The following is a 26874-nucleotide window of genomic DNA, read 5'->3' on the forward strand; positions in this document are numbered from 1 at the left end:
GAAGTTCGATGTCCTATGATGAGCAGAATGTGTTCGCCAAGATCCTGCGCGGCGAAATTCCCAACAAGACCGTCTATGAGGACGATCATGTCCTCGCCTTCGAGGATATCCAGCCCCAGGCCCCGGTGCATGTGCTGGTGATCCCGAAGGGCCCCTACAAGAGCATGAACGAATTCTCCGAGCAGGCCAGCGATGAAGAGATCGTCGCCTGGGTCCGGGCCATCGGCAAGGTCACGAAAATCATGGAAGCCCGCGAGGATGGATATCGTCTGATCGTCAACACGGGTGAAAATGGTGTGCAGGAAGTTCCGCATCTCCATATCCACCTGCTTGGCGGCCGACGTCTTGGCCGGATGTTGCAGAAGCAGGACTGACGCCGGGCAGGGCGGTGAGATTACAGGAGGTTATTCCCCCTCTACGATCCGCATTGTATCGCCCCAGAACGAATAGAGCCCGTTGAGCACCGCGGCAAATTCGAGGCTGCGATAGGCCCAGGCGATTTCCTGTCCTTCCAGTGAAAAATAGTCCGCGTCCCCTTTCAGGGGGCAGTGCGTGACCTTGTCCTGCCGGGTGAGCGGCACGGTCAGGGACTGCTCCGGCAGGTAGAGCCGTGGCTCGTAGGCGCGGCGCCCGATCTCGATCACACGCACCGCATCCATACTGTCCGCGACGAGGCGGTCGCCGAAAAAGATACGGACCCTGCGCCCGGCGGGCTGCACCACCATGAAATGATGCGGATTGGCGGGATTGCGGATCGCTCCCTCGACCGGGGCGACGGTGTCGGGCAAATCATTCTCTGCCACAGATATTCTCCCTTGATGACCAAGACTGAAGATCTTGGGTGCGGCGATCCAATCTGCAAGGACACGGATGCGCGAACCGGCGCCCGATTGAGTTGCAAATAAGTCTTTAGGTAGGGGTGATTTAAGGATTAGCTTTTAATCCACACCATAGAGTGTTGATTTTATTGATTGATATGCGCCTTTGGGTTGATTAAAGTAAAACTCTAAATAGGTACCAATATATAGACAAAACAGTATCCATTTTTTCTATATGTTGTTGTCTGTTTACCAGACGCTCGAATACTGGCCTGGAATTGAACAATGATTGTCGATGAACTTCAGCAAGAACTCGACAAAACCGTCTCGAAACACGAGGCGTTTTTGCGGCGCTATCCGGGCGGTGAAATTGCCGATCTGAGGCAGCGCGACTTGCGCGGTGTTCGTTTGCCGGGTGCGGATTTGCGTCAGGCTTTGCTCGCGGGTGCCAACCTGCAGAACAGCGTCTTTGCCGGTGCCAATCTTTCCGACGCCCAGATGCTGACGGCGCGCCTCAGCAATTCCGACCTGTCGGGCAGCCGCCTCGTCGGTGCTAATTTGCGGGGGGCCTCTCTCGCCGGCGCGAAGCTGATGGCGACGGACATGACCAATGCCGATCTGCGGCCAATGAAGCTCCGCGACGTGCATCATGCGATCGAGCAGGTAGCCGATCTGCAGAACAGCGATATGTCCGAAGCTAAGCTGATCCATACCGACCTCACCAATGCCAATCTTTCGGGTGCTGTTGCGGTCAACGCGAATTTCTCCGCCGCAAAGCTGGTCGGCGCCAATCTTCATCATGCCGACCTCAGCCGGACCATCTTCAAGGATGCGGTGCTGCAGAACGCTAATCTTCAGGGCGCTAACCTGACCCAGGCGCAGCTGCGCAACAGTGACCTTTCCGGCGCGGATCTGCGCTCCTGCAATTTTGACGGCGCGGATCTGACCGATGCGGACCTGACCGATTGCCGGATTGCCACCGGCATGGAGAATCTGCCGGACGATATCCGGCACCGGCTCATCGAGCACTTTCACTGGGTTTCCTCCGGCGGGACCAAAGGCACGCGCGGGGATTTCCGGGATACGGATCTTTCCGGCATGGATTTGAGCGGGACCGAACTCAGCGCGGCGGAAATGTCCCGGGTTAAACTGAACGGCACGAAGCTGAAGGGCGCGTCCCTTCGGCTCGCCAACCTGCAGAACGCCAACCTGACCCAGGCGGACCTGACCCGCGTCGACTTGCGCGGGACCAATCTGAAAGATGCGGATCTGAGCGGCGCGACCCTGGTTTCCGCCCGGCTGTCCCGGATTTCGATCCTGAAACCGGGCACGCTTGAGGTGTTGCGGGAATGGCCGACGGATCTGCGTGGCGCCACACTGGTCGGTGCGGACTTGCAGCGCGCCGATTTCGCCGGCGCCCTTGTTGAAGATACCTGCTTCGATCATGCGGACGTGACCCATGCCAGCTTTACCGAAGTGGCGGTGCGGTCCTGTTCCTTCCTTGATGTGCGTGGTGGTGACCCCGCCATGCTGGAAGAAAACTCCTAGGTCACATTGCGGTTTTCCTGAAAACAGGCCAGATCGGCTCATAACCAACCGGGAGATACTCTTGGTGGAGCGGTTATGGTTGCGCGGGTTCGGACGGTGGCGTTTCAGGGGGTCGATACGCTTGATATCGATGTCCAGGTGCATATGGGAAACGGGCTCCCGGCCTTTTCCATCGTCGGGCTTCCGGCCAAGGCCGTAGACGAGAGCAAGGACCGGGTCCGGGCGGCGCTGAGCGCGCTTGGTCTGGCTCTGCCGCCACAGCGCATTACCGTCAATCTTGCCCCCGCGGATGTCACCAAGGAAGGCAGCCACTACGATCTGCCGATCGCCGTTGGAATACTGGTTCAGATGGGCGTCCTTCCGGCGGAGGAAGTCGCCGGTTACCTGGTGCTTGGCGAGCTGGCGCTGGACGGGAAATTGACGGAAGTTTCGGGGATATTACCGGCAGCGCTCGGGGCGGTTTCCCGTGGCGTCGGTATCATCTGCCCGGAAAAGGTCGGACCGGAAGCCGCCTGGGCCGGGGATCTGGACGTGCTGGCGCCACGAACGCTGCTTTCCCTCATCAACCATTTCAAGGGCAGTCAGGTGCTCACCCCGCCCGAGCCCGCAGGGGCTGAGGAGCCGGGCCTGTTCCCCGACCTTGCGGATGTGAAGGGTCAGGAAAGCGCCAAGCGGGCGCTCGAGATCGCAGCAGCCGGTGGCCATAACCTGCTGATGACCGGACCACCCGGTGCGGGCAAGTCAATGCTGGCCGCCCGGTTGCCGGGACTTTTGCCGCCGCTCGACGCGCGGGAGGCACTTGAGGTCAGCATGGTGCGCAGCGTCGCCGGCGACCTGAAGGGCGGCCGGATATCGCGCGCCCGTCCGTATCGCGATCCGCATCATTCCAGCAGCATTCCGGCGCTGGTCGGCGGTGGTCTGAAGGCCCGGCCGGGGGAAGTCTCCCTCGCGCATTGCGGTGTCTTGTTTCTGGACGAGCTGGCGGAATTCCCGCGCACGGTGCTGGATTCACTGCGGCAATCGATCGAGACCGGGCAGGCGGTTGTCAGCCGGGCCAATCACCGGGTGACCTATCCGGCCCGCTTCCAGCTTATTGCGGCAATGAACCCCTGCCGGTGCGGCTATCTTCCCGACCCGTCTCAGGCCTGCGGCCGGGCGCCTAAATGCGGGCTCGACTATCAGGCGCGCCTCTCCGGCCCGCTGCTCGACAGATTCGATCTGCGTATCGAGATTGAGCCGGTATCGATCCAGGAGCTGGGGCAGCCGCTCGATGCCGAGCGGTCGGAGACGGTGGCCGCCCGGGTGGCTGCCGCCCGTCGGCTCCAGAGCCGCCGGTTCGAGGGTGTCGAGGGGGCCTCTGGCCGGGTCAATGCGGACCTCGGCGGAAAGCTGCTTGAGGAGCATGCCCGGCCCGATCCGCCGGGACAGGCGCTGATGGAGGAGGCTGCCGCCCGCCTTGCTCTGTCGGCCCGTGGCTATCACCGCATATTGAGGGTTGCCCGGACCATCGCCGATCTTGAGCAGTCAGGGCCGGTTCGACGGCACCATATAGCCGAGGCACTGGCCTATCGAGGCCTGGTGCTGAAAAGGGCCGCGTAAGGAATATATTTCTACTCAAGCGAGTGAATAATATGATATTCGATCGTATCGATAACCATCGGTGCGATTGTTTATGCGCTCTCTTCGCTTGTTGCATGCCTGGGTCCTTGCGGCCGCCCTGCTTCTTGTTCTCATGCCTGTTTCGGGGCTCCGGGCGGAACCGCTGGATCCAAACTGCTTCCAGCAATGCCCGGCCACGACGACGGATAATCGGGTGGTGGTAAGGGCCAGCCACACGCTCTCCAACAATGCCGCAACGAAGTTCGCAGACTGGGTGGCCTATGACGTTGTTCCGGCAGGGATCGGAAAGTCCCAACGCCGGGTCTGGCGCCCCGATCCCATGCTGCCGCCGGATGAAACGCTGGAGCCGGCGGACTACAAGGGCGCGCACAAGGCGCTGAAAACGGACCGTGGACATCAGGCGCCGCTTGCCAGCTTCTCTGGGGCGCCGGGCTGGAAGGCGACAAACACTCTCTCGAATATCACGCCGCAGAAAAGTGCTCTCAACCAGGGTCCCTGGAAGAGGCTTGAGGGCGCTGTCCGGAAACTAGCCAAGTCCAGGGCCGGACATGTTCATGTCGTTACAGGGCCGCTCTATGAGCGTGATATGCCGCTGCTTCCGCAGGCGGACGAGGCGCACCGCGTGCCGAGTGGTTACTGGAAAATCATCTCGCTGTTGCGCGGGGGTGAGCTTGAGGTCGCGGGGTTCGTGCTGGATCAGGAAACGCCGCGAAAAGCCGATTTCTGTGACAAGGCTTACACGGTTCCCGTTGCTGAAATTGCCTCGCGGTCCGGCCTGACGTTTGCCTCGGACCTGGTAAGCAGTCCGGTCAAAACGCTGCGGGCGCGCCTCGGTTGCGCGGCGATCATCTCGTCGTCCGAGGTGGCGCCGCGCAGCTGAGGGGTCAGCGTTTGGACTCGATGGCGTCCCAGAGCTCGGTCTCGATGGAACGGCCCTCGAAACGGCCGAGTTCCTGCAGCCCGGTCGGCGAGGTTACATTGATTTCCGTCAGATAGTCGCCGATCACGTCGATGCCGACGAAGATCAGTCCCTTCTCGGCCAGGGTTGGGCCGATGATCTCGCAGATTTCCGCGTCGCGCTTGGTCAGGCCGATCTTCTCCGCCCGGCCGCCAACGTGCATGTTGGAGCGCGCTTCGCCAGCAGCCGGCACCCTGTTGATGGCACCCACCGGCTTGCCGTCGATCAGGATGATCCGCTTGTCGCCCTGCCGCACTTCCGGCAGATAGCGCTGCACGATCACCGGCTCGCGATACATTTCGGTGAACAGCTCCAGCAGCGAGTTGAGGTTCTCGTCGCCGGGCTTCAGGTGGAACACGCCAGCCCCGCCATTGCCGAACAGCGGTTTGACGATGATGTCTTCATGCTCGGCCCGGAAAGCCTGGATCCGTTCCCGGTCATGGGTGATCAGGGTCGGCGGCATGACATTGTCGAAATGGGTGACGAACAGCTTTTCCGGCGCGTTCCGGACTTCCACCGGATCGTTCACCACCAATGTCTTTGGGTGGATGTGTTCCAGAATGTGGGTCGCAGTGATGTAGGACATGTCGAAAGGCGGGTCCTGCCGCATCAACACCACGTCCATCTGGGAGAGGTCGATCAGTTCCGGGGCACCCAGCGTGAAGTGGTTGCCCGCTTCGCGGCGCACATCGAGAGCCCGTACACGGGCCATCACCTTGCGGTCCTGAAAGCTGAGGTCCTTCGGCTGGTAGTGGTACAGCGTGTGGCCGCGCCGTTTGGCTTCAAGTGCCATGGCGAAACTGCTGTCGCCGCTGATGTCGATATGTTCGATGGGATCCATCTGGATGGCGACGCCGAGACCCATTGCTTCCTCCGTCAGGTAAGCGCTTTTTACGAGCCGGGACTATGTGGCGATCCGGCATGCCGGATCAACCGGATTTCCGGCTCAGTTCAATTGACTTTCAAGAACTTGAAGAACCCGCGTGACATCCACGCGCTCCGGCTCGCGGATATTGTCACGGGTCAGGAAGTCGCGCAGGCAGCTGATTGCCGCCCTGCGTTCTCCCTTGCGGGCCAGCAGCAGACCCTCCTCGCGCAGCAGGCTCGGAATGCCGGGCGCGAGCAGCCGCATGTCGCGGATGACCTGCAGGGCAGGCTCCAGTTGGCCATCCCGCAGCAGGCGCAACTTTATGTTGTTTTGAAGGCGCAACAAAATGTTGAGATCGCTGACATCGCTGTAGTGGTCTTGGCTGAGTTCTGCGTTCGCCCCCTGAAAATGGGTGAGCAGATTGCGCAAGGCGCGGGCATCCAGAGTGACGCCGCCATTGAACGGATCGACAATGGCGCGTCCACCGTCCCATTGCAGCCGGATCAGGAAATGGTTCGGGAAGTTCAGTCCGCAGGCCTCAAGCCCGAGCGCGCGGGCCGTCGCGATATAGAGTATGCCGAGTGAAACCGGCAGGCCCTTGCGCCTGTCAATCACCCGGATCAGGTTCGCGTTTTGCGGATCGTCGTAGGTTTTCTGGTCGCCTTCATAGGCAAATTCGCCAGCGATTGTCTGACGCAGGGCGGAACTTGGATCATCGGCGGATAAATTCGCCGCCGTCTTGGCGATGGAAGCTAGGTGGTCGCGATACTGGTCCAATGTCACACCGGGGCAATCCAGCGAGGCGAGCAATAGAGCGGCTTCGCCGAGATCGCCATCGGTCAGGTCTGACTGACCGAACCGTCTGAGTGTGGCGCGGGTGGATTCCGGGTCGGGGGCCATGATTTACGGGGCGCCGCGGATACGCACATAGCTGATGACATTGCGGACATATTTGAGATTGCGCGCGTGATTGACGACGCGCAGATGTTCCGCATTATCCTGGGCCGTTCCGAAGATATAGACGGTGCCGTTGACCGTATCGATGTCATAGTTGATCGACTGAACCGCGCCATCGAACAGAAGCTTTGTTTCAAGCTGGGTTTCGATCCAGGTGTCGCGCGCCTTGTCGATGATGTCCGAATTGTCGACGACCTGAATTTCGTTGATCACCTCCCGGACACCATCGGCCTTCCAGGCAAGCCGCGCTGCCTCAATCCGGTCTTCCGGTTTCGCCACCGAGCCGGTCAGCAGGACGCGCCCGTCTTTGATGGAAAGCCCAACCGCGGAAAACAAATCGACATTGCTCTGGAACAGATAGTGATTGATCTCCGTACTGAGGGCGATGTCCTTGGCCGTTCCCTCAAGCCCGCGTTCCGACTGGCTTGCAGTTGCGGCGGTCGCTCCAGCACCGATGGCGACGCCGACGGGCGTGCAGGCGCCAAGCCCAAGCGGGGTGAGCAGGAGAAGCAGAATGAAAACGAGGCGATGCATCATCGGGTCACTCTATCGGTTGGGATCGACGGTCCAAGCATTCTGAATATGGCGAGGAATGCGCCAGTGTGCCACTGCGAAGAGGTCGAATCTAAGGCAATGGTTCGAGAGCCGGCTGTTTCCGCGCTGGACCCAGAGGGCGGCGCGTTCGAGGCGTCGCCGTTGCGATATCGAAACGGCCTCAAGCGCCGCCGCTTCGGTTGGCCTTGCCTTCACCTCAATGATGGCGAGGACGCGGCCCCGCTCGGCGAGAATATCGATTTCTCCAACCCGCGTGCGCAAGCGGGTCGCCAGGACTTTGTACCCTTTCAGGCGCAGGATCAGGCGGCAGAGTCCTTCGGCCAAGGCTCCGTAGCGGAGCGCTCGGCGTCTGACCTCCCGTTGACCGCCCCTCTGACTGGACGCATTGCCGGGGCCAAGAGGGCAGGTCAGGCGGGACATCACCCGGCACCGTCCTTCAATTGCACGGCCCGGTCATAGAGCGTCTTGCGGGGCAGCCCGGTCTTCGCGGCTATTTCCTTTGCCGCATCCTTGACCTTCAGCCGGGTGAGGGCTTCCGTGAGCATGTCGTCCAGATCCGCTTCCTCGATCACGTCGTGCTGTTCCGGAGGGCCGAAAAGCAACACGGCCTCGCCCTTCGGCGGCTCGGTTTCCGCATAGTGGCGGGCGAGATCTTCAAGACGGCCCCGGTTCACATCTTCGAACCGCTTTGTCAGCTCCCGTGCGACGGCCATGTCCCGGGGCCCAAGAATTTCAGCGGCCACAGCAAGGGATTCGGCCAGTCTGCGCGGCGCCTCGAAAAATATCAGTGTGGCGCGCAGGCCGGAGACCTCTTCCAGAATACGGCGGCGTTCGCCCTGCTTGGTCGGCAGAAAACCACCGAAAAAGAACCGGTCGGTCGGAAGGCCGGATATGGATAGGGCCACGATCGGTGCCGCCGGGCCGGGCACCGACGTTACCGGTGTGCCCTGGGCGGCGGCTTCGCGGACCAGCTTGTAACCCGGATCGGAAATGGTCGGCGTACCGGCGTCGGTCACCAGTGCAATGCTTTTGCCCCCGGCAAGCAGGCGCAGCAGTTCGGGGCGGCTGCGCTCCGCATTGTGATCCTGGTAAGCGAGCATGCGGGCCTTGATGGCGAAACGCTGCAGCAGGCGACCGGTGAGCCGTGTGTCCTCGCAGGCGACGATGTCCGCCGTGGCGAGGGTTTCCAGTGCCCGGCGCGAGATATCGCCGAGATTGCCGATTGGCGTCGCAACCAGAATCAACCCCTCGACAGGGCGTCCCGGTGCCTCGACAAGAAGCTCATTTTCCGGCTCTGGCGCAGTGGTTACAGCAGGGGTCACAATGGTGCCATCTTGCAGCGGTTTACTCTCGTCGCTGGCTTGATTAGCCTTTGGCGCCAAAGAGCGGGAGGAGATCTGAGGTGTACGAGTCTTCATACCGTACCGAAAGTGACTGGAGCGACAGTCGAGTTATGGGAGGAACCGGGCGGTTTCTCCAAGCCCTTTTCGCCAGCGCGGGTGGGGCGGGCCGACTTTGTCTGCTTCTGGTCTGTGTTGCATTGACGGCTTGCCAGACGCCGAATCCCCTTGCAGGCTTCGGGCAGCAGTCCAGCACTGTGCCTGCTGCGACAAGGGAGCCGCAACCGATCACCCCGCCGTCGGGCGTGGCGGGAACGGGTGCCGAGGCATCGGGTGCTGGCAAAGGGCCGGTGGTTCCTGAGACTGAGCTGTCGCTCGAGACTCCTGCCGTGCCGTTGCAGTTGGTTGAACCGGAAGGAACAACTGTTGGCGTTGCCATGTTGCTGCCATTGAGCGGCGCCCGCGCTTCGGTTGGGCAGAGCATGCTCGACGCCGCGCAGATGGCGGTGTTCGACATTGCCGGCAACGATTTCAACCTGATGGTCTACGACACGCAAGGCACGCCTGAAGGTGCTGAGGACGCGGCCAAGCTCGCCGTTGCGGATGGGGCAAGGATTGTGCTCGGGCCGCTCTATGGGCGCTCCGCTGCCGCCGTCCGGCCGATTGTCGCGGCTGCGGGGATCAATGCTGTTGCCTTTTCCAACGACCGCACCGTGGCCGGAACACCGGTTCACCTGATGGGCCTGATGCCGGAGCAGCAGATCGAACGGGTGATCCGTTATGCCGTTCAGCGCGGGTACCGGCGGATCGGCTTGTTGCTGCCGCATGGCGGATATGGAGATCTGGTACTGGAAAGCGCCCGCGCCTCCGCCATCGCGTCCGGGGCCGAGATCACCCGGATTGCCTATTACGATGCTCTGGCAAGCGATTTCACCGAGACCGCGCGCTCCTTTGCCGAATATGACAGCCGGCGGGAATCCCTGAAGATTCAGAAGGACGAGCTGGCAGGCCGGACCGACGAGATTTCCCGGCAGACCCTCGCGCGCCTGGAGGCGATGGATACGCTTGGCGATCCGCCCTATGACGCGATCCTGATTCCGGAAGGCGGCAATGCGCTGCGTACGATCGCGCCGCTGCTTGCTTTCTACGATGTCGACACGCGGCGGGTGAAGTTGCTTGGCACGGCGCAATGGGAAGATCCGAGCCTCGGCACGGAGCCCAGTCTGGTCGGCGGCTGGTTCGCCGCGCCACCGTCTCTCTACCGGGAGAATTTCGCGGTGCGCTACGAGGCAGCGTTCGGTAAGCGGCCTTCGGGGCTGGCTGCTCTCGCCTATGATTCGATCGCGTTGAGCGTCTCGCTGCAGCGTGGTGAGAACGGCGCGAACTTCGGTGGTGCAGCCTTGATGTCCAAAGGCGGGTTTGTCGCGCTTAACGGTCTGTTCCGCTTTGTCGAGGATGGCACCAATCAACGCGGTCTTGCCGTTTTCGAGATCGGTGACAGGGCACTTGATGTGGTTGACCCGGCGCCGGAGCAGTTCACGGATCTGACGAACTAGACACCGGGCTTGATGCTCAGGCCTTGTCTCCGAGTCGCTCGGTCAGCGCGGCGATGACTGCGTTCAGCCGTTGTCGACCTTCCAGGGTCGCGGCAAGCCGTGTGTGCGGCGGCTCTATGTAGCCGGCCGCTTCCAGGTCCGACAGCAGGCCGGCGCCGAACAACGTCTCCAGATTGCGTCCGGCCTCCTGTTCCAGCCGGTCTTTCTCGACTCCGTCGCGCAATCTGAGACCCATCATCAGCATTTCAGTCAGGCGCCCGGTTCGGCCGACAGCTTCTTCCTCGGCAATGCCATGACCCTGCTTGCCGACCCGGTCGAGCCAGATGGCCGGCGCCCGCACTGTTTGGATCGCTTTCGTAATGACCTGACCGTCAGCACCGTCGGTCCGTATCCTGGAATGGGCGCCTGGTCCGACGCCTGCATAGTCGTGATATCGCCAATAGACCAGATTGTGCCGGGACTCAGCCCCGCTGCGGGCATGGTTGGAGATTTCGTAGGCCGGCATGCCTGCCAGCTCCAGCGCTTCCTGCGTCGCTTCGTAGAGCGCAGCCTGGGAATCGTCCTTCGGCAGTTTGATTTCGCCCTTTGCGTGGCGGGCGAAGAACGGGGTCTCCGGCTCTATGGTCAGCTGGTAGAGCGAAATGTGATCGACGGCGAGATCCAGCGCTTCTTTCAGCTCCGTGCGCCAGGCCGACACTGTCTGTCCCGGCCGGGCATAGATCAGATCGAAAGACATGCGCTCGAATGTGTCCCGGGCGATACCGATCGCGCGCCGGGCTTCGGCTGCGTCATGCGTACGGCCGAGGAAATTCAGATCCGCGTCGTTCAGCGCCTGGATACCGAGGGAGACCCGGTTCACGCCGGCCTCCCGGAAAGCAGCGAATTTTCCTGCCTCGACCGAGGTCGGGTTTGCTTCGAGGCTGATCTCGACCTGGTTTGTCCAGGGCCAGAGCCGTCGGATCTCGGAGATCACCGCATCCACCGTCTCTGGCTCCATCAGCGAGGGCGTGCCGCCGCCAAAAAAGATGCTGGAAACCGTGCGTTCCGGTGCCAATGCCTTGAAATATCGAAGTTCTTCAGTCAGCGCCGTGCGCCAGCGCGCATGATCCACTTTTGCGGAAACATGACTGTTGAAGTCGCAATAGGGGCATTTCGAGAGACAGAAGGGCCAATGCACATAGACCCCGAACGGCTCCGCCGAGGCGGTGCTCATGTCGGCCCTATCCAGCATTGTCTCCGGCGCCTGCCGGTGGCTGTTCCAGCCCAACCTGTTTCAGGAGTTTCTCGAAAGCGATGGCTCGGTGGCTGACGGAATGCTTCCAGCCGGCATCGACTTCACCGAAGGTCTTGTCGTGCCCCTCCGGAATGAACATCGGATCGTAGCCGAAGCCGTTTGTGCCGCGCGGCGGCCAGACCAGATCGCCGTGAACACGGCCTTCGACAGATTCCGTGTGCCCGTCCGGCCAGCAGATGGTGAGGGCGCAGACAAAGGCGGCGGAACGGTCATTGTTTCCGGCCGCAGCCTGTTTTTGCAGGCCGTCCTCGACCTTTTGCATGGCCAGGGCGAAATCCTTCTCCGGTCCGGCCCAGCGGGCGGAGTAGATACCGGGATCGCCGTCCAGCGCGGTCACGCTCAGCCCGGAATCGTCCGCCAGTGCCGGCAGACCCGACCCCTCCGCAGAGGCGCGGGCCTTCAGTTCGGCATTGGCGATATAGGTGCTGCCGGTCTCTTCCGGCTCCGGCAGGCCGAGTTCGCCCGCCGAGACCACCTCGATCCCGAGCGGGCCGATCAGATCACGGATTTCCCGCAGCTTGCCCTGGTTGTGGCTGGCAATGACCAGTTTTTTTTCGGAGAAGGTGCGGCCCATGGATCAGCTCCCGATAGCGGCTTTCTGCAGGTCCACCAGCTCGCCGATGCCCTTGCGCGCAAGGCGCAGCATATCGGTGAAGGCGGCGTCCTCGAACGGCTCTTCTTCGGCGGTGGCCTGGATTTCGACGATACCGGCTGTGCCGGTCAGCACGAAATTCGCATCGGCCTCGGCATTGGAATCTTCCGGGTAATCGAGATCCAGCACCGCTGTGCCCTGATAGATGCCGCAGGACACGGCCGCGACATGGTCGGTCAGCGGGATGTCTTTGAGGGCGCCGAGCTTGACCAGTTTCTGCAACGCGAGATGCAGGGCGACGAATGAGCCGGTAATTGCGGCTGTTCGGGTTCCGCCATCGGCCTGCAGAACGTCGCAATCGACTTTGATCTGGCGCTCGCCCATGGCCTTCAGGTCAGTGACCGCGCGCAGCGAGCGTCCGATCAGGCGCTGGATTTCCTGGGTCCGGCCGCTCTGTTTGCCGCGCGCCGCTTCCCGGTCGGTCCGTGTATGGGTCGATCGGGGAAGCATGCCGTATTCGGCAGTTACCCAGCCGGAGCCGGAATTGCGCAGGAACGGAGGGACCCGATCGTCGACCGAGGCGGTGCAGAGCACGTGCGTGTCGCCGAATTTGATGAGGCAGGACCCCTCGGCATATTTGGCAAAGCCCGGCTCAAGCGAGACCGCGCGCATATGGTCGGCGCTGCGCCCGGAAGGGCGTTTGGCTGTTCCGGTCATGACAATACTCCTGTTTTCCGGCCATTACGTGGCCCAGGCGGTGCGAGTCTGCACCAGCCATTGAATGTGTCTGTTCGAAAGCGCGCGCAACCTACTATCGGGTCCGGGATGCGTCCATGACTTTGCTTGGCACGGGGCTTGGCACGGGCCCGGATGCGGGAAAGGGGGTGCCATGCATTCTGTCGCATTGACGGGCAGGGGGGCGCTCCCTAGATTCCGGTCATGGAACATATGTCAGGTATCGGTGCACTCAACGCCCGTTCGCGGGAAATTCTGCAGCACATTGTCGATACATATGTCGAGACCGGCGAGCCGATAGGCTCGCGCACCATTTCCCGGCGTATTGGCGACGTGCTTTCCCCGGCGACTATCCGCAACGTGATGGCGGACCTCGAAGAAGCCGGCCTGCTCTATGCCCCTCATACGTCTGCCGGGCGGCTGCCGACGGATCGTGGTCTACGGATCGTGGTCGACGGGTTGCTTGAAATTGGCGGTGATCTCACCGAGAGCGAGCGCGGAACGATCGATTCCATGCTCGGCGCCACCGGACGCGGCTACGATGAAGTCCTTGAGGAAGCAACCAGCGCGCTTGCCGGCCTCTCGGCCTGCGCCGGGCTGGTGATTTCCCCGAAATCTGACCCGTCCCTGCGCCATATCGAATTCGTGCCGCTGACGGCCGGCCGGGCGCTGGTGGTGCTGGTGAATGAGCTTGGCCTGGTAGAAAACCGGGTGATCGAGCTGCCGCCTGAAGTGCCGGCATCGGTTCTGGTTCAGGCAACGAATTTTCTGAACACCCGCTTCCACGGCGCCTCGATTGATCAGGCGCTCAAGGATATCAAGGCGGAGATGGAGCAGCGCCGGAGCGAGCTGGATGAGTTGACGGCGCGGGTGGTCGAAAATGGCCTTGCCCTGCTTGCCGGTGGTGGACCTGATAGCGGATCGCTGATCGTGCGCGGCCAATCCAAGTTGCTCGACGATGTGAATGCGGTCGAGGATCTGGAGCGGATCCGGCTTCTGTTTGATCAGCTTGAGCAAAAGCAGGGCATGTTGCGGCTGCTGCAGGCGACCGGGGATGCCGATGGGGTGCAGATTTTCATCGGCGCCGAGAACCAGCTATTCGATCACACAGGCTGCTCGATGATCCTCTCGCCCTACCGGGATACGAAGAAACGGGTAGTCGGCGCCATCGGTGTGATCGGTCCGACTAGGATGAATTACGCCCGCATCATTCCCATGGTCGATTATACGGCCCGGCTGATCGGTCGTGTCATCGGTTGATTGCAGGGCCCAGCCGGGGTAAAGCAGGCTCTGCAGGCCCGGAATGATTGATTTCCCGTTCCGGTCGCCCACATTTGGGCCTGACTTTCAGGATCTACAGACGAGAAAGAGCCGGGATTATGGCCGAAGACGACAAGAAAACAGAGCAGCACGCCAATCAGGACGCGGAGCCGCTGGTCAATCCGGATGACGGCATCATCGACATGGACGCCCTGACAGGCGGTGAAGCGCCACAGGAAGCGGATGCGGATTCCGATGAGGATAGTGAGGCTCAGCAGCTGAAAGACCAGCTGATGCGGACTCTGGCCGAGCTCGAAAACACGCGGAAGCGGGCGGAGCGTGACATCGCCCATGCGCGCAAATTCGCCATTACTGATTTCGCGCGTGACCTGCTCAGTGCTTCCGACAATCTCCGCCGCGCCGTTGAATCAGCTCCGGAAGACCGGGACGAGCTGGATATCACGCTGAAGAACCTGGTGATCGGCGTCGAGATGACCGAGAAGGAAATGCTCGGTGCGTTCGAGAAGCACGGCATCCGCAAGATCGACCCGATGGGCGAGAAGTTCGACTACAACCTGCATCAGGCGATGTTCGAGGTTCCGGATGCGAACAGTGAGCCGGGCACCGTGGTTCAGGTAATGCAGCCGGGTTACGTGCTGCAGGACCGGTTGTTACGTGCCGCGATGGTCGGGGTCTCGAAGAGCCCCGAGGCGCAAAAGGAACATGTCGACACAACGGCCTGACTTCAGATTGCAGGCCTGACCACAGAGCTGGGGCCTGATTCCAGAATTGGGGCCTAGCCGACCTGCGCCGGAAGCAAAGTCTCTCCGGCGGGGTCGTGGCGCTTCAGAGCGTCCTTTGCCCGCTGCCGGTTTCCGACCGCATAACAATAGACGCAGCCGTGCGGGCAACTGTCATAGCCCCCGATATCGCGGGATTCCGCACAGAGGCAGCCCGGGCGGTTGCCTTTCTGGCGGGACTTGAACGGCTGTCCCGCAATATCCGCCAGACGCTCCGCGTCGATGCATCTTGCGGGCTTCAGGCCATCGGTGAGCAGGGCCGGCTGGGAGCAGAGCGTTGCTGTCATGCCGACGTCAGCCGCAAGAGCGGCAAGATCACCCAGCAATGCGATCTTCTCGTCCTCCGCCGGATCCCACCATGTGAAACCTGCGCGTTCGGCACTGTCATCCGTGTTCCGGCGGGTCTTGCGATAGATATGCGCGGCCGAGAGCGTGACCTCGTCGACGGAGCCGCGCAGCGTGGCGGCAAGCGCGGCAAAATTCTCGCGATGAAAATCGGCAGGCGTCAGGCTGGACCAGAACACCGGATCATAGCGCCAGACTACAGCGCGCGGCCCAAACCGGTCCGCCAGCGCTCTGATATCGTCGAGCGCCGTTGTTACCGGGGGTACACTGGTTTCAAGCGCGGTGGGGTACCCCGTCACAGTATATTGCACCACGAAAGGCACGCCGTTCCTGGCAAGCCAGCCAAAAATGTCGCGCGCGGGCCGGGCATTTCTGGTCCAGAATACAAACCCGTCGACATCCTTTCCCGTCAGGGCGACCCGTGACGGCTTGCCTCCATGAGGATTGGGCACGACTGCATATCCGGCATCGAGCCGGGCCCGCAGCCAGTCACTGTAAAAGGCAGGGATATCGGTCCGGTAGCTTGCTGAAATGATCATCCGGGCGCAGATTCTCGAAAAATGATGGGTTTCATCCACATTCTGATGCGAAATCCTATCCCACTTGGTTGCAGCGCGGCCAGACCCCGCCTATATAGCGGGTTGCCAAACACACCAATCGGGAACGGATGCGGCGCTTTCATAAGGCCGCTGGCGTTTGCTGAAGGATGAGGAAAACATGAGCAAAGTAATCGGTATCGACCTCGGGACCACGAACTCCTGTATCGCGTTCATGGACGGCAAGGACGCGAAAGTCATTGAAAACGCTGAAGGCGCGCGCACCACGCCGTCGATGGTTGCCTTCGCTGAAAGCGGCGAACGGCTCGTCGGTCAGGCTGCGAAGCGACAGGCAGTGACCAACCCGGAAAACACCCTGTTCGCGATCAAGCGCCTGATTGGCCGCCGGTTCGACGACAAGGCCTCCAAACGCTTCAACGATCTCGTTCCCTACGAGGTTGTCGCTGGCGAGAACGGCGATGCCTGGGTCCAGAGCCGTGGCGAGAAGTACAGCCCGAGCCAGGTTTCCAGCTTCACCCTTCGTAAGCTGAAGGAAGACGCGGAAGCTTATCTGGGCGATACGGTCGACCAAGCCGTGATCACGGTGCCTGCCTACTTCAACGATGCCCAGCGTCAGGCGACCAAAGACGCCGGCAAGATCGCGGGCCTTGAAGTCCTGCGCATCATCAACGAGCCGACGGCAGCCGCGCTGGCCTATGGCCTCGACAAGAAGAACACCGGCATCATCGCGGTTTATGACCTTGGTGGCGGTACCTTCGACGTTTCCATCCTGGAAATCGGCGATGGCGTGTTCGAGGTGAAGTCGACCAACGGCGACACCTTCCTCGGCGGTGAAGACTTTGACCAGCGGGTCATCGATTATCTCGCCGACGAGTTCAAGAAAGAGAACGGCATTGACCTGCGCCAGGACAAGCTTGCGCTGCAGCGTCTGAAGGAAGCTGGTGAAAAGGCCAAGATCGAGCTCTCCAGCTCGATGCAGACGGAAATTAACCTGCCTTTCGTTACTGCGGATCAGAGCGGTCCGAAGCACCTGAACATCAAGCTGACCCGGGCAAAGCTCGAAGCGCTTGTGGACGATCTGGTGCAGCGTACGGTCGATCCGTGCAAGGCGGCTCTCAAGGATGCGGGCGTCAGCGCCGGCGAGATCGACGAAGTGATCCTGGTCGGCGGTATGACCCGCATGCCGAAGATCGCGGAGACGGTGAAGAGCTTCTTTGGCCGTGAGCCGCATCGCGGCGTGAACCCGGACGAAGTCGTGGCGCTCGGCGCGGCGATCCAGGCCGGCGTGCTTAAGGGCGACGTCAAGGACGTCCTGCTGCTCGACGTGACCCCGCTGTCGCTCGGCATCGAGACCTTGGGCGGTGTCTTCACCCGTCTGATCGATCGCAACACAACGATCCCGACGAAGAAGAGCCAGACCTTCTCTACCGCTGAAGATAATCAGACCGCGGTTACCATCCGGGTATTCCAGGGTGAGCGCGAGATGGCGGCGGACAACAAGGTCCTCGGCCAGTTCGATCTGGTGGGCATCCCGGGCGCTCCGCGCGGCATTCCTCAGATCGAGGTGACCTTCGACATCGATGCCAACGGTATCGTCAACGTGTCCGCCAAGGACAAGGCGACCGGCAAGGAGCAGCAGATCCGCATCCAGGCCTCCGGTGGTCTGACCGATGACGATATCGAACGGATGGTTCAGGAAGCTGAAGCCAATTCCGAAAGCGACAAGGCCCGGCGCGAGAGTGTCGAGGTGAAGAACCAGGCCGATAGTGCGATCCACGGCACGGAGAAGATGCTCGCCGATCACGGCGACAAGATCTCCGAGGAAGACCGCCGCGAGATCGACGAGCAAATGGCTGCCTTGAAGACAGCCATGGAAGGTGACGACGTCGCCGACATCAAAGCCAAGATGGATGCACTCCAGCAGGCGTCGATGAAGCTCGGCGAGGCGATGTACAAGGCCTCGCAGGAAGCCGGCCCCGACGCGGCTGCCGGTGATGCTGGTGAGAGTGCCGGTGGCGATGACGGTTCTGCGGCGAGCGACGATGTCGTCGACGCGGACTTCGAAGAAGTCGACGATCAGAACCGCGACAACAAGTCCGCCTGATCCCAACGGTCCGGGCGAAGGAGCCGATGATACTGCGGCATACTTCGCCCGTTTCCGACCAGGAACGGCAAACGGCAGATAGATTTGCCGGACTGCCGACACCGTTGCGGGGACAATGACGCGCTATGGCTAAAAGAGATTATTACGAAGTTCTGGGGGTCGAACGCGGCGCTTCGGATGCGGAAATGAAATCCGTATACCGCAAGCTGGCGATGCAGTACCACCCGGATAGAAACCCCGATAATCCCGACGCCGAAGCCAAGTTCAAGGAGTTGAACGAGGCCTATGACGTCCTGAAAGACGAGCAGAAGCGGGCAGCATATGACCGCTTCGGGCACGATGCCTTCGAAGGTGGTATGGGCGGCGGCGGTGCTGGCGGTGCCGGGTTCGGCGGCTTTGCCGATATCTTCGACGAGATGTTCGGAGATTTCATGGGTGGCCGTCGCGGTGGCGGCGGTCGGCGTGGCTCTGACCTGCGCTACAATATGGCCATCAGCCTCGAAGAGGCCTTCAAGGGCAAGCAGACCGAGATCCATATTCCCAGCTCCGTCCAGTGCGACGAGTGCAATGGTTCCGGTGCGGAAAAAGGCAGCGAACCTGTCACCTGTACGACCTGTCACGGTCACGGCAAGGTGCGGGCCCAGCAGGGTTTTTTCACTATCGAGCGGACCTGCCCCCATTGCGGAGGTAATGGCACGCGGATTGAGAAGCCGTGCAAGAGCTGTGGCGGCAATGGCCGGGTTCAGAAGGAAAAGACCCTGTCGGTCAATATTCCGGCGGGTGTTGAGGACGGCACGCGTATTCGCTTGAGCGGAGAGGGCGAGGCCGGTCCACGTGGCACGACGCCAGGCGATCTCTACCTGTTTCTCGCAATCGCTGACCATCCGATCTTTCAGCGTGAGGGAGCGGATATCTACTGCCGCGTTCCATTGCCGATGACCACAGCCGCACTTGGCGGCCAGATCGAGGTCCCGACGATCGAAGGCGGGCGTGCCCGTATCACCGTCGGTGCTGGAACCCAGAGCGGCAAACAGTTCAGGCTGAAGGGCAAAGGCATGTCCGTGCTCCGCAGCCCGGCCCGGGGCGATCAATATGTCGAAGTGATTGTCGAGACTCCGGTTAACCTCAATAAGCGCCAGCAGGAGCTTCTCGAGGAATTTGCCGCCGGTCAGAACGAGAAGACCAGCCCGCAATCAGCTGGCTTCTTTGATCGGGTGAAGGAACTCTGGGACGATCTCAGGGACTGATTTTATCTCACAGAGCACTTCGAGCGTGTGAACGCCGGTCCAATGGGCCGGCGTTTTTCGTATGGCCACGATGCTGTCAGCTGTTCGAGTTATTGCGATCAGGGCAAAGGGGGGCGGGCAGCCGTTCTTCACCAATGAACGGACCCCGCAGCTCGGGCCTGGCCGATCAATAGGCCGGCGTGATTGTTGAAACTCGGATCAATCTGGATAAGTGCCAGCAGGAGATCCTCGAGGACTGTGCCGACGGGCAGAGCGAGAAGACCAGCCCGCAATCAGCCGGCCACGTTGTCCGGTTCGCGGAGCTTCTGGGACGATCTCAGGGACTGACTTTACCGCCACGAGAGCATTCTGAGCGCTTGAACACCGGCCCAATGGGGCGGCGTTTTTCGTAGGGCCTCGCTCTAAAATGGTAGTTTGCCATACTATAAAAAACAGGGGATGCCCCCGGTATTCCCGGTACTATTTACTTCTAACTATCTGTTGTTTCTGGATTCTATGTCGATCGCCGTTGCGATGGCACGACCCTCGTGGCGAAGGAACTCCAGCCCTGCGCGACGCACCGCCAGGGCGTAGCGCACTGTGAAGCGTTCGGTATTAGTCATGGATTGAAGGGGTAAGGCCAGAAGTGCCCGGATCTCCTGGTTGAGGGCCCCGGCCCTCTCCTCGATGAGGCGTACGGTTTCTTCCGGACCGGCGCTTTCGGAGAAATAGACAGCGGCCAGGAAATCGGACCTCAGTCGCTCACCCGCTCCTGCTTCCTGCACCTTTTGACGTAACATAGTACGTCCGAGGTCGGTAATGGCGAATGTGCGGCTGTCGAGGGACCCATTTGCCGATCCAGTCTCGGTAATGGCGCCGCGCGCCTTCAGCTTGCTCAATGCCGGGTAGAGACTACCTGTGCTGACTGACTGAAAATGGGCAAAATCGCTATTGATCCGGCGACGGACCTGATAGCCGTTCGCAGGGCTCTTCGACAAGGCACCAAGGATAATATCACTGATTTCAAACATGATTTCAGCTCGATATATCAGGAAGAAAACGGAAAAGCGAGCCTTATGTTGCGTTGAGCCCGAGGGGAGAACAAGCAGGCTCGACAGGTGCGGGAAAGCAGGTTAGGACCATCAGGAGCAGTGGCTGACCATTCAGGAGAGCGTCGATGGGCACGACAAAGATCGGAATCATGGGGGTCGCCGGTTTTATGGGCCGGATGATTGCCAAACAGGTCCATGAGCACCCAAAAGCGGTGATCTCCGGCGGCACTGTTCTCCAGGGTAGTGCTGAAGAAGGCATTGAAATCGCAACACTTTGTCAGTTGCACGGCGAGATGGTCAAAACTGTCTCGGACCCACGTTCAGTCATTTCTGCATCTGATGTGGTGATCGATTTCACGCTTCCCGAGGTGACCGTCGCGCATGCCCGGATCGCGGCAGAATGCGGCACGGCGTTCGTTGCGGGCACAACCGGCCTGACGTCGCAGCAGGAAGCGGATCTTGCCGAGGCGGCTAAAACCATCCCGCTGGTCTATGCGCCGAACATGAGCCTTGGGGTTAACCTGCTGTTCGACCTGGTGAAGAAGGTCGCGGCTGCTCTGGACGATAGTTACGATATCGAAATAGTAGAGATGCATCACAAGCGGAAGATTGATGCCCCATCGGGGACGGCACTCGGCCTCGGCAAGGCCGCCGCGGCCGGTCGGGGCGTTTCGTTCGACGAGAAAGGGGTGCTGTCACGGGAAGGCATCACGGGCGCGCGTGAAGAGGGCCAGATCGGCTTTGCCACCCTGCGTGGCGGCGACGTGGTTGGTGAGCACACGGTGATCTTCGCCGGCCCGAACGAGCGGATCGAGCTTACGCACAAGGCTGCAAGCCGGGATATTTTTGCGGCTGGGGCCGTGCGTGCGGGTATCTGGGCCGCCGGACGCAAGCCTGGGTTCTATTCCATGACGGACGTGCTCGGAATCTGACGCAAAAGCGCGTCAGGCGGACCGCACTTTCGCCAGGGCGTCGGTGAGATTGACGGCGAAATCCTGCTTTTCGGGGGGAGAGAGGAAGGCGCCTATCTCGAGTGCTTGCCCGTGGCTGCGCAACATCAGCCGGTCCGGCCCCGTGCGCTCTTCCTCGACGCGGACGTTCAGCCAGTATGGCTGAAGTTGCTTCTGCATAACCTGGCGCCCGCGCACGAAACGCTCGATCGTCAACTCGGTGCGGGTGAGTCGGATAATTTCGTACCGCCTCGCGTCGCGGTAACTCAGTCGGAAAGCAACATAGATCAGCAACACGTCGAGCCCGAAAAATCCAACGACAGGCCAGGCACCGGCGATCCAGAACACAGCGCCAAGGGCAATGCTGCAGCAGGAGATGGCTGTCATCAGGATAAGGAAGCCGGCCGGTGACAGGCTCCGGTGCGGGTAGAGAACCGCATCGAAGAGTGCGCCATCAAGAGCGGGGCCATTGCTGTGCTCAACTCGTGTCACTGCCAGCCGTCCGGACTGTTGCATCGTGATTCATCAAGGCCCTAACTTGTGATCGGTGCAGGGTAAAGGCAACCTGAAAACAGGGCGTGTCCGGAGCAACCGCCGGAAGCAAGCGTCCGGAAGTAGGCGAGAGAGTGTAGTGTTATGGCGAAACGGATGACGAACGCGGCGGTGGACAGTTTTTTTCAGCGCCTGAGCGATCGCGAGCCGGAGCCGAAAGGCGAGCTCAATTACGTCAATCCCTATACCTTGCTGGTTGCCGTTGTGCTCTCCGCGCAGGCCACCGATGTCGGCGTCAACAAGGCGACGGGGCCATTGTTCGAGGTCGCGGATACTCCCGAGAAGATGGTCGCGCTGGGCCTTGAGCGGGTGCGCGACTACATCAAGACCATCGGTCTCTTCAATTCAAAGGCCAAGAATGTCATCGCGCTTTCGGAAATTCTGATCCGGGAGCATGACAGTATCGTGCCGCAGGATCGGGAGGAGCTGGAGAAACTGCCGGGGGTAGGCCGGAAGACAGCGAATGTGGTGCTGAACATGGCGTTTGGTCAGCCAACCATCGCTGTCGACACCCATCTTTTCCGCGTTGCCAACCGGACCGGGATGGCGAGCGGGAAGACGCCGCTTGCGGTGGAGCTGGCTCTGGAAAAACGCATTCCGGCGAAATGGATGCTTCATGCGCATCACTGGCTGATCCTGCACGGTCGCTACATCTGCAAGGCGCGCAAGCCCGTCTGCCCGGTTTGCCCGGTTTCCGATCTGTGCAACTTCAAAGATAAGACGCTGGAGCCTGCCTGAGCCGGATTAACTCTGTGCCGCACGCGAGATGCCGCGCTGCAGTAAGTTGACAAAGCATTCGTCCCGCACAAGTGCCCCATCGCGTCGCGGGCGGAACTCGTAATAGGTCACGGCGAGGTCTTGATCGAGTTCATAGAGAAACAGATCAAGCACACAGACATCCGTGCGGTACTGCCAAACCACGGCGGACATATCGCGCCGGATGAAGGCGGGTTTGCCGAGGATGCTCGAAAGGTCGTGCTGCCCGAGATCGAGCAATCTGCTTGGGTCGCGCTCTTCTTCACTGAAAGCCGGTGCGCGCGGACTCGCCGGCGCGGGCAGGCTGGCGACCGAAGCGGAGTCTCCCGGCTCGGCCTGTTTCGTAGCGGCGGCCGCAGATTTCTCGGCAGAGATCGGCTGCTGAACGCGTCCGGTGCTTGCCGTTTTCTGGACGGCTCCGCCGCAACTCGACAGGCTGACAGCAATCAGGAGAAGGAGAAGAGAACGCACCGGAATCAACCTATTCCGGCGTGTTCACAGGCTCGTCTTTGAAAACCGAGATATCGCCGTCGATCTGACCGCCGAGTTCGACCTCGAGCTGGCCGAAGCGCACAGACCCGGTAACCCGACCGGTACTCCGAACATGCAGGGTTTGCCGAACCACCAGGGTGCCTTCGAAGCGCCCCCCGATGATGGCTTCGTCTATCACCACCTTGCCCTTGAAGTGGCCGGATTCGGTGACTTCGAGATGGCGGCTGTTTTCCAGGGTCGCGTCAACGGTGCCCTCGACAACGAGGCTGTCGCAGGCCGTGATCTCACCGGTCAGGGAGATCTCTGGGCCGACCGTAAGCTTCTTGCTCTCGGAGCGGGGCGCGCCACCGCGCCGGCTCGATGAGCCCGGAAGATCGAGAGTCCGGCGCGGGATTTCCGGTACAAATCCCGATGAGGATGGCTTGCTCGGTTGCATTCTGGACTCCTCGTCCGGTTTTCTGGTTGTGACCGCTTCGGAGACAGGCGCCGCCGGGTCCAAGCGCGCCTCCGTGGGAGATTTCCGGTCCTGGGATCCGGAGGTCTGCTGTCCGTCTGTCGCGCCGGTGCCGAATGACGGGCTTGTGCGCTCGGTGGTGTCCGTACCGGATTTTTTACGCCGAAACATCAGATCGTCAACTCATATAATTGCAGAAGAGACCGTGGCCATCGACCTTAATACTCAAGGACTTATTATCATTTCTTCATGTCGCTCCGCAAGCGCTCGAAACGATGTAGCATAAAAGCCGTCGCAATGACCGGACCGGCGAAGTTCACGATCGGGATGGTCATGACCGCGGCGATCAGCACGCCACTGACAAAAACCGACCCTGCCTTACGCTTCCGCAGTTCCTTGGTTTCTGCGGGAGTCAGCCGCCTCATGGCAACCATTTCGAAGAATTCCCGCCCCAGAAGATAGCCGTTCGCGCCATAGAAAACGACCAGGTTAAGCCCGGGGACGAGCAGATAGATCGGTAGAAGCAGAACGTTAACAAGTACAGTAATACCGAGAAACTTCAGACTTTCCAGAACGGTTTCGATGAAAGGCTGAGGGCGCGCGGGACCGAGTGCCGGATAATGCCGCGCTTCCACTGCCTTACAGACTGAATCCAGAAACAGCCCGGAAATTATGTTCGCGGCGCCTGGGAAAAAGAGAACGCCCAGGATCACCACGATCAGGCTGGCGACCCAGGCCGCCGCGTCATCCAGCCAGCCGCCGAAGAACGAAAACCAGTCGAGGACGTACCAGACCGTCGCCCCGAGCAACAGGATTGCCGTGATCGATCCGACGACACTGATGATGATCGGATTGCGGAGCCGGGGATCCGTCAGCTGACCGATGGTGGCGGACAAGGCTGAAAACATAGTCGATCTCTTCTTCTTTCTGGCGTTGTCACCGGATCAATTGGGGCCGGAAGCCGTGCGGTCCAATGCATTTCGACCGAAAAAGCATAGGAACCCTGTCCGCGCAAGAGCCGTGGCGCCATTCGGTGATAGCAGCCTTTCCTTGCTGTCTCTGCTCCAGTACCTTGTCGCCGCATTGAGCGGACATCCGGTCCGCCAACCTTTTTTCGCCCTGTTTTCGGGAGCCTGGTCCGCATGGCAGCCAAACCCATCGATGTCACCTGTATCGGCAACGCGATCGTCGACGTTTTCGCCCAAGCCACCGATGTATTTCTCTCCGAGAACGGCATCGAAAAGGGGGCGATGAACCTGATTGATGCCGAGCGCGCCGAGCTGCTCTACAGCAAGATGGGTCCCGGCATGGAAATGTCGGGTGGGTCTGCCGGCAACACGGCCGCAGGTCTTGCGTCCCTTGGCGGCAAGGCCGGTTATATCGGCAAGGTACAGGACGATACGCTCGGCAAGGTCTTCCGGCATGACATCACCGCCGTCGGCGTGCGCTTCGACACAGCGCCGACCCTGGACGGGCCGCCAACCGCCCGATCCCTCATCATGGTGACTCCGGATGCCCAGCGCAGCATGAACACCTTCCTTGGCGCTTGCGTGCAGCTCGGCCCGGAGGATGTCGATCCGGACCTGATCGCGGACAGCCGCGTGGTGTATCTGGAAGGCTATCTGTTCGATCCGCCGGAAGCCAAGAAGGCCTTCGTGAAGGCGGCCCGGACCGCGCACGAGACCGGGGGCAAGGTTTCGCTCACCCTCTCCGATCCGTTCTGTGTCGACCGTCATCGTGATGCCTTCCTCGAGCTGGTCGATCACCATGTCGATATTCTGTTCGCCAACGAGGATGAGCTGAAATCTCTCTATCAGACGACGGATTTCGATGAAGCATTGCAGAAAGTCCGAGAGAATTGCGAGACGGCTGCGATCACGCGGGGGCCGAAAGGCTCCGTCGTTCTGCACAAATCGGAAGTCCATGTGATTGATGCCGAGCCGGTGGCCACGGTGGTGGACACGACCGGCGCGGGCGATCTTTTCGCCGCAGGTTTCCTGCACGCCTATTGCCAGGGTATGGAGCCGGCTGACTGGGGACGGGCAGGCGGTGTTGCCGCGGCCGAGATCATCTCGCACTACGGCGCCCGGCCGGAAGCCAATCTGAAAGACCTTCTGGCCGCGCGGCTTGGCTGAGACCTTGTCCGGCGCCCGGGGTTGGCTGGTGGAGACGGCGGCGCTTTATCTGAAGCGCCGCGTCCTGGTGGTTTTGCTTCTCGGGTTTTCCAGCGGATTGCCGCTGCTTCTGTCCTTCTCCACGCTCAGCGCATGGATGCGTGAGTCCGGTGTGGATCTGACCACCATCGGCCTGTTCGCTCTGGTCGGGACGCCCTACACGCTGAAATTCATCTGGGCGCCGGTGATGGACAGTCTGAAGGTGCCGATCCTGGGCCACCTGTTCGGCCGCCGCCGTGGCTGGCTGATTTTCACTCAGCTCTGCCTGATGCTGTCGATCACTCTGCTTGGCGGCACTGACCCTCTGGCCAGTCCCGCACTGATGGCGACGATGGCAGTTGCGGTGACCTTTTTTTCCGCCAGCCAGGACATTGTTGTCGACGCCTATCGGATCGAGACGCTCCCTGAGGAAGAACAGGGGGCTGGAGCGGCCGCTTATACATTCGGATACCGGATCGGCGTCCTCGCCGCTGGTGCCGGCGCGCTGTTCCTGGCGGATGCTGTCGGTTGGTTCATCGCTTATCTGGCGATGGCTGGCCTCATGCTGGTTGGCTTGATCACGGTCCTCGCGAGCCCGGAGCCAAAGTCCGGCGCGGAAGACGAAGCAGCCGAGACGCGCGAAGCAAAGCCAGCTCCGGGCGCAATTCTCGATTGGACGAAGCGGGCCGTCGTGGCGCCCTTCTCGGAATTTCTGCTTCGGCGCGGCGCATTGCTGATCCTTGCCTTCATCCTGTTTTACAAGCTCGGGGATGCTTTCCTCGGCACGCTGACCAACCCGTTCTATATCGATCTCGGTTTCACAAAGACCGAGATCGCCCAGGTCACCAAGGTTTTCGGGCTGGTCGCTCTGCTGGCGGGATTGTTCGCAGGCGGCGCGCTGGTCAAGCATATGGGGCTTCTGAAAGCGCTGCTGGTCTGCGGAATTCTGCAGGCGGTGTCTAATCTGGTGTTCGTGGGGCAGGCCGTGGCGGGGCACGATCTCTGGATTTTGACGGTGACGATCGGGGTTGAGAACTTTACCGGGGGCATGGGAACGGCCGCTTTCGTCGCCTATCTCTCGAGCCTGACGAACATCGCCTTTACGGCAACCCAGTTCGCCCTGCTCTCGTCCTTCATGGCTTTCGGGCGCACCATCCTCAGCTCTGGCGGCGGATGGGTGACGGATCATATCGGTTGGATCGGGTTCTTCCTCGCCTCGACGGCGATTGCCGTGCCCGGTCTGATCCTGCTGCTGGTGCTGATGCGGATGTTTCCGCCGGAGCCTGTGTCCGGCGGAAAGCAGGCAAGCTAGTTGCCGACAGGGCCTGGGAC

The 26874-nt window shown here is 61.0% G+C and carries 28 protein-coding genes; 13 read left to right on the top strand and 15 right to left on the bottom strand.

From position 1 onward, the window contains the following. Window positions 1-8 precede the first annotated feature (8 nt). Window positions 9-374, top strand: a complete 366-nt coding sequence (locus tag K328_RS0112330) for a histidine triad nucleotide-binding protein (RefSeq protein ID WP_028466236.1) — start codon at window positions 9-11, stop codon at window positions 372-374. A gap of 30 nt (window positions 375-404) precedes the next feature. Here K328_RS0112330 and K328_RS0112335 read toward each other — a convergent pair whose 3' ends face one another. After that, window positions 405-803, bottom strand: a complete 399-nt coding sequence (locus K328_RS0112335; RefSeq protein WP_205620654.1) for a DUF427 domain-containing protein — start codon at window positions 801-803, stop codon at window positions 405-407. Window positions 804-1103: 300 nt separating this feature from the next. Here K328_RS0112335 and K328_RS0112340 point away from each other — a divergent pair, with 300 nt between their 5' ends. The 3 genes from K328_RS0112340 to K328_RS23805 all read left to right on the top strand — a co-directional run bounded on the left by K328_RS0112340 (window position 1104) and on the right by K328_RS23805 (window position 4866). After that, window positions 1104-2366 (top strand): pentapeptide repeat-containing protein, encoded by a 1263-nt coding sequence (locus K328_RS0112340; protein ID WP_028466238.1) that lies wholly within the window; start codon window positions 1104-1106, stop codon window positions 2364-2366. 75 nt (window positions 2367-2441) lie between these two features. Further along, the gene (locus K328_RS0112345; RefSeq protein ID WP_028466239.1) at window positions 2442-3965 is read left to right on the top strand and encodes a YifB family Mg chelatase-like AAA ATPase; all 1524 of its coding nucleotides are present in this window, start codon (window positions 2442-2444) and stop codon (window positions 3963-3965) included. Window positions 3966-4038: 73 nt separating this feature from the next. Next, entirely contained in the window at window positions 4039-4866 is an 828-nt protein-coding gene (locus K328_RS23805; RefSeq protein WP_051284837.1) for a DNA/RNA non-specific endonuclease, read from the top strand. Window positions 4867-4870: 4 nt separating this feature from the next. Here the strand turns inward: K328_RS23805 and gshB are convergent, their stop codons facing one another. The 5 genes from gshB to rsmI form a co-directional block, all read right to left on the bottom strand. Then, window positions 4871-5809, bottom strand: a complete 939-nt coding sequence (gene gshB, locus K328_RS0112355) for a glutathione synthase (RefSeq protein ID WP_028466240.1) — start codon at window positions 5807-5809, stop codon at window positions 4871-4873. A gap of 81 nt (window positions 5810-5890) precedes the next feature. Further along, complete coding sequence (locus tag K328_RS0112360; protein WP_028466241.1) at window positions 5891-6712, bottom strand: SirB1 family protein; 822 nt, start codon at window positions 6710-6712, stop codon at window positions 5891-5893. A gap of 3 nt (window positions 6713-6715) precedes the next feature. After that, complete coding sequence (locus K328_RS0112365; protein WP_036553986.1) at window positions 6716-7306, bottom strand: BON domain-containing protein; 591 nt, start codon at window positions 7304-7306, stop codon at window positions 6716-6718. A gap of 9 nt (window positions 7307-7315) precedes the next feature. Next, a complete protein-coding gene (locus tag K328_RS23810) occupies window positions 7316-7735 on the bottom strand; it encodes a YraN family protein (RefSeq protein WP_281169433.1) in 420 nt (139 codons plus the stop codon). Between the two features lie 8 nt (window positions 7736-7743). After that, a complete protein-coding gene (rsmI, locus tag K328_RS23815) occupies window positions 7744-8646 on the bottom strand; it encodes a 16S rRNA (cytidine(1402)-2'-O)-methyltransferase (protein ID WP_245577518.1) in 903 nt (300 codons plus the stop codon). Between the two features lie 275 nt (window positions 8647-8921). Here rsmI and K328_RS23820 point away from each other — a divergent pair, with 275 nt between their 5' ends. Continuing rightward, window positions 8922-10220 carry a penicillin-binding protein activator gene (locus K328_RS23820; RefSeq protein ID WP_169721206.1) on the top strand — a complete coding sequence of 433 codons (1299 nt, stop codon included), beginning with the start codon at window positions 8922-8924 and terminating at the stop codon, window positions 10218-10220. Between the two features lie 16 nt (window positions 10221-10236). Here the strand turns inward: K328_RS23820 and hemW are convergent, their stop codons facing one another. Genes hemW through rph form a run of 3 tightly spaced genes read right to left on the bottom strand, consistent with a single transcriptional unit; the run spans window position 10237 to window position 12823 of the window. Continuing rightward, window positions 10237-11433, bottom strand: a complete 1197-nt coding sequence (gene hemW / locus K328_RS0112385; protein WP_028466243.1) for a radical SAM family heme chaperone HemW — start codon at window positions 11431-11433, stop codon at window positions 10237-10239. A gap of 7 nt (window positions 11434-11440) precedes the next feature. Further along, window positions 11441-12088 carry an RdgB/HAM1 family non-canonical purine NTP pyrophosphatase gene (gene rdgB / locus K328_RS23825; RefSeq protein ID WP_051284840.1) on the bottom strand — a complete coding sequence of 216 codons (648 nt, stop codon included), beginning with the start codon at window positions 12086-12088 and terminating at the stop codon, window positions 11441-11443. 3 nt (window positions 12089-12091) lie between these two features. Further along, the gene (rph, locus tag K328_RS0112395; protein ID WP_028466244.1) at window positions 12092-12823 is read right to left on the bottom strand and encodes a ribonuclease PH; all 732 of its coding nucleotides are present in this window, start codon (window positions 12821-12823) and stop codon (window positions 12092-12094) included. Window positions 12824-13054: 231 nt separating this feature from the next. Between rph and hrcA the strand changes: the two genes are divergently transcribed. Both hrcA and grpE read left to right on the top strand, forming a co-directional pair. Then, window positions 13055-14101, top strand: a complete 1047-nt coding sequence (gene hrcA, locus K328_RS0112400) for a heat-inducible transcriptional repressor HrcA (RefSeq protein ID WP_028466245.1) — start codon at window positions 13055-13057, stop codon at window positions 14099-14101. A gap of 119 nt (window positions 14102-14220) precedes the next feature. Next, window positions 14221-14844 carry a nucleotide exchange factor GrpE gene (gene grpE / locus K328_RS0112405; protein ID WP_028466246.1) on the top strand — a complete coding sequence of 208 codons (624 nt, stop codon included), beginning with the start codon at window positions 14221-14223 and terminating at the stop codon, window positions 14842-14844. A 53-nt stretch (window positions 14845-14897) separates the two neighbouring features. Here grpE and K328_RS0112410 read toward each other — a convergent pair whose 3' ends face one another. After that, entirely contained in the window at window positions 14898-15785 is an 888-nt protein-coding gene (locus K328_RS0112410; protein WP_028466247.1) for a DUF1848 domain-containing protein, read from the bottom strand. A 178-nt stretch (window positions 15786-15963) separates the two neighbouring features. On the opposite strand from K328_RS0112410, the gene dnaK reads away from it, so the two are divergent. After that, on the top strand, window positions 15964-17907 hold the full coding sequence (gene dnaK / locus K328_RS0112415; RefSeq protein WP_028466248.1) for a molecular chaperone DnaK: 1944 nt from the start codon (window positions 15964-15966) through the stop codon (window positions 17905-17907). Between the two features lie 125 nt (window positions 17908-18032). Continuing rightward, a complete protein-coding gene (gene dnaJ, locus K328_RS0112420) occupies window positions 18033-19154 on the top strand; it encodes a molecular chaperone DnaJ (RefSeq protein WP_028466249.1) in 1122 nt (373 codons plus the stop codon). Between the two features lie 473 nt (window positions 19155-19627). Here dnaJ and K328_RS0112425 read toward each other — a convergent pair whose 3' ends face one another. Next, window positions 19628-20164, bottom strand: coding sequence for a PadR family transcriptional regulator (locus K328_RS0112425; protein ID WP_028466250.1), 537 nt, complete (start codon window positions 20162-20164; stop codon window positions 19628-19630). A gap of 146 nt (window positions 20165-20310) precedes the next feature. On the opposite strand from K328_RS0112425, the gene dapB reads away from it, so the two are divergent. After that, window positions 20311-21117 (top strand): 4-hydroxy-tetrahydrodipicolinate reductase, encoded by an 807-nt coding sequence (dapB, locus tag K328_RS0112430; RefSeq protein ID WP_028466251.1) that lies wholly within the window; start codon window positions 20311-20313, stop codon window positions 21115-21117. A gap of 12 nt (window positions 21118-21129) precedes the next feature. Here the strand turns inward: dapB and K328_RS0112435 are convergent, their stop codons facing one another. After that, window positions 21130-21627 (bottom strand): DUF2244 domain-containing protein, encoded by a 498-nt coding sequence (locus tag K328_RS0112435; RefSeq protein WP_028466252.1) that lies wholly within the window; start codon window positions 21625-21627, stop codon window positions 21130-21132. Window positions 21628-21783: 156 nt separating this feature from the next. Between K328_RS0112435 and nth the strand changes: the two genes are divergently transcribed. Further along, window positions 21784-22425: an endonuclease III gene (gene nth, locus K328_RS0112440; protein ID WP_051284875.1), complete on the top strand. Its 642-nt coding sequence runs from the start codon at window positions 21784-21786 to the stop codon at window positions 22423-22425. 6 nt (window positions 22426-22431) lie between these two features. Here nth and K328_RS0112445 read toward each other — a convergent pair whose 3' ends face one another. The 3 genes from K328_RS0112445 to K328_RS0112455 form a co-directional block, all read right to left on the bottom strand. After that, complete coding sequence (locus K328_RS0112445) at window positions 22432-22914, bottom strand: hypothetical protein (RefSeq protein ID WP_156901305.1); 483 nt, start codon at window positions 22912-22914, stop codon at window positions 22432-22434. A 10-nt stretch (window positions 22915-22924) separates the two neighbouring features. Then, window positions 22925-23371, bottom strand: a complete 447-nt coding sequence (locus K328_RS25845; protein WP_169721207.1) for a bactofilin family protein — start codon at window positions 23369-23371, stop codon at window positions 22925-22927. Window positions 23372-23628: 257 nt separating this feature from the next. After that, complete coding sequence (locus K328_RS0112455; protein ID WP_028466255.1) at window positions 23629-24297, bottom strand: EI24 domain-containing protein; 669 nt, start codon at window positions 24295-24297, stop codon at window positions 23629-23631. A gap of 234 nt (window positions 24298-24531) precedes the next feature. On the opposite strand from K328_RS0112455, the gene K328_RS0112460 reads away from it, so the two are divergent. After that, window positions 24532-25524: an adenosine kinase gene (locus K328_RS0112460; protein WP_028466256.1), complete on the top strand. Its 993-nt coding sequence runs from the start codon at window positions 24532-24534 to the stop codon at window positions 25522-25524. Beyond that, window positions 25517-26854 (top strand): AmpG family muropeptide MFS transporter, encoded by a 1338-nt coding sequence (locus tag K328_RS0112465; RefSeq protein ID WP_028466257.1) that lies wholly within the window; start codon window positions 25517-25519, stop codon window positions 26852-26854. The genes K328_RS0112460 and K328_RS0112465 overlap by 8 nt, the downstream gene beginning before the upstream one ends. Window positions 26855-26874: the final 20 nt, after the last annotated feature.

Source organism: Nisaea denitrificans DSM 18348 (genome assembly GCF_000426505.1).
In the GTDB taxonomy this organism is placed as follows: Bacteria; Pseudomonadota; Alphaproteobacteria; order Thalassobaculales; family Thalassobaculaceae; genus Nisaea; species Nisaea denitrificans.

Bases quoted from the DNA above. Each gene is read 5' to 3' on its own strand.
- K328_RS0112330 (WP_028466236.1), top strand. From the start codon at position 9: ATGTCCTATGATGAGCAGAATGTGTTCGCCAAGATCCTGCGCGGCGAA.
- K328_RS0112340 (WP_028466238.1), top strand. From the start codon at position 1,104: ATGATTGTCGATGAACTTCAGCAAGAACTCGACAAAACCGTCTCGAAA.
- K328_RS0112345 (WP_028466239.1), top strand. From the start codon at position 2,442: ATGGTTGCGCGGGTTCGGACGGTGGCGTTTCAGGGGGTCGATACGCTT.
- K328_RS23805 (WP_051284837.1), top strand. From the start codon at position 4,039: ATGCGCTCTCTTCGCTTGTTGCATGCCTGGGTCCTTGCGGCCGCCCTG.
- gshB (WP_028466240.1), bottom strand. From the start codon at position 5,809: ATGGGTCTCGGCGTCGCCATCCAGATGGATCCCATCGAACATATCGAC.
- K328_RS0112360 (WP_028466241.1), bottom strand. From the start codon at position 6,712: ATGGCCCCCGACCCGGAATCCACCCGCGCCACACTCAGACGGTTCGGT.
- K328_RS0112365 (WP_036553986.1), bottom strand. From the start codon at position 7,306: ATGATGCATCGCCTCGTTTTCATTCTGCTTCTCCTGCTCACCCCGCTT.
- hemW (WP_028466243.1), bottom strand. From the start codon at position 11,433: ATGAGCACCGCCTCGGCGGAGCCGTTCGGGGTCTATGTGCATTGGCCC.
- rdgB (WP_051284840.1), bottom strand. From the start codon at position 12,088: ATGGGCCGCACCTTCTCCGAAAAAAAACTGGTCATTGCCAGCCACAAC.
- rph (WP_028466244.1), bottom strand. From the start codon at position 12,823: ATGACCGGAACAGCCAAACGCCCTTCCGGGCGCAGCGCCGACCATATG.
- hrcA (WP_028466245.1), top strand. From the start codon at position 13,055: ATGTCAGGTATCGGTGCACTCAACGCCCGTTCGCGGGAAATTCTGCAG.
- grpE (WP_028466246.1), top strand. From the start codon at position 14,221: ATGGCCGAAGACGACAAGAAAACAGAGCAGCACGCCAATCAGGACGCG.
- K328_RS0112410 (WP_028466247.1), bottom strand. From the start codon at position 15,785: ATGATCATTTCAGCAAGCTACCGGACCGATATCCCTGCCTTTTACAGT.
- dnaK (WP_028466248.1), top strand. From the start codon at position 15,964: ATGAGCAAAGTAATCGGTATCGACCTCGGGACCACGAACTCCTGTATC.
- dnaJ (WP_028466249.1), top strand. From the start codon at position 18,033: ATGGCTAAAAGAGATTATTACGAAGTTCTGGGGGTCGAACGCGGCGCT.
- K328_RS0112425 (WP_028466250.1), bottom strand. From the start codon at position 20,164: ATGTTTGAAATCAGTGATATTATCCTTGGTGCCTTGTCGAAGAGCCCT.
- dapB (WP_028466251.1), top strand. From the start codon at position 20,311: ATGGGCACGACAAAGATCGGAATCATGGGGGTCGCCGGTTTTATGGGC.
- nth (WP_051284875.1), top strand. From the start codon at position 21,784: ATGACGAACGCGGCGGTGGACAGTTTTTTTCAGCGCCTGAGCGATCGC.
- K328_RS25845 (WP_169721207.1), bottom strand. From the start codon at position 23,371: ATGCAACCGAGCAAGCCATCCTCATCGGGATTTGTACCGGAAATCCCG.
- K328_RS0112455 (WP_028466255.1), bottom strand. From the start codon at position 24,297: ATGTTTTCAGCCTTGTCCGCCACCATCGGTCAGCTGACGGATCCCCGG.
- K328_RS0112460 (WP_028466256.1), top strand. From the start codon at position 24,532: ATGGCAGCCAAACCCATCGATGTCACCTGTATCGGCAACGCGATCGTC.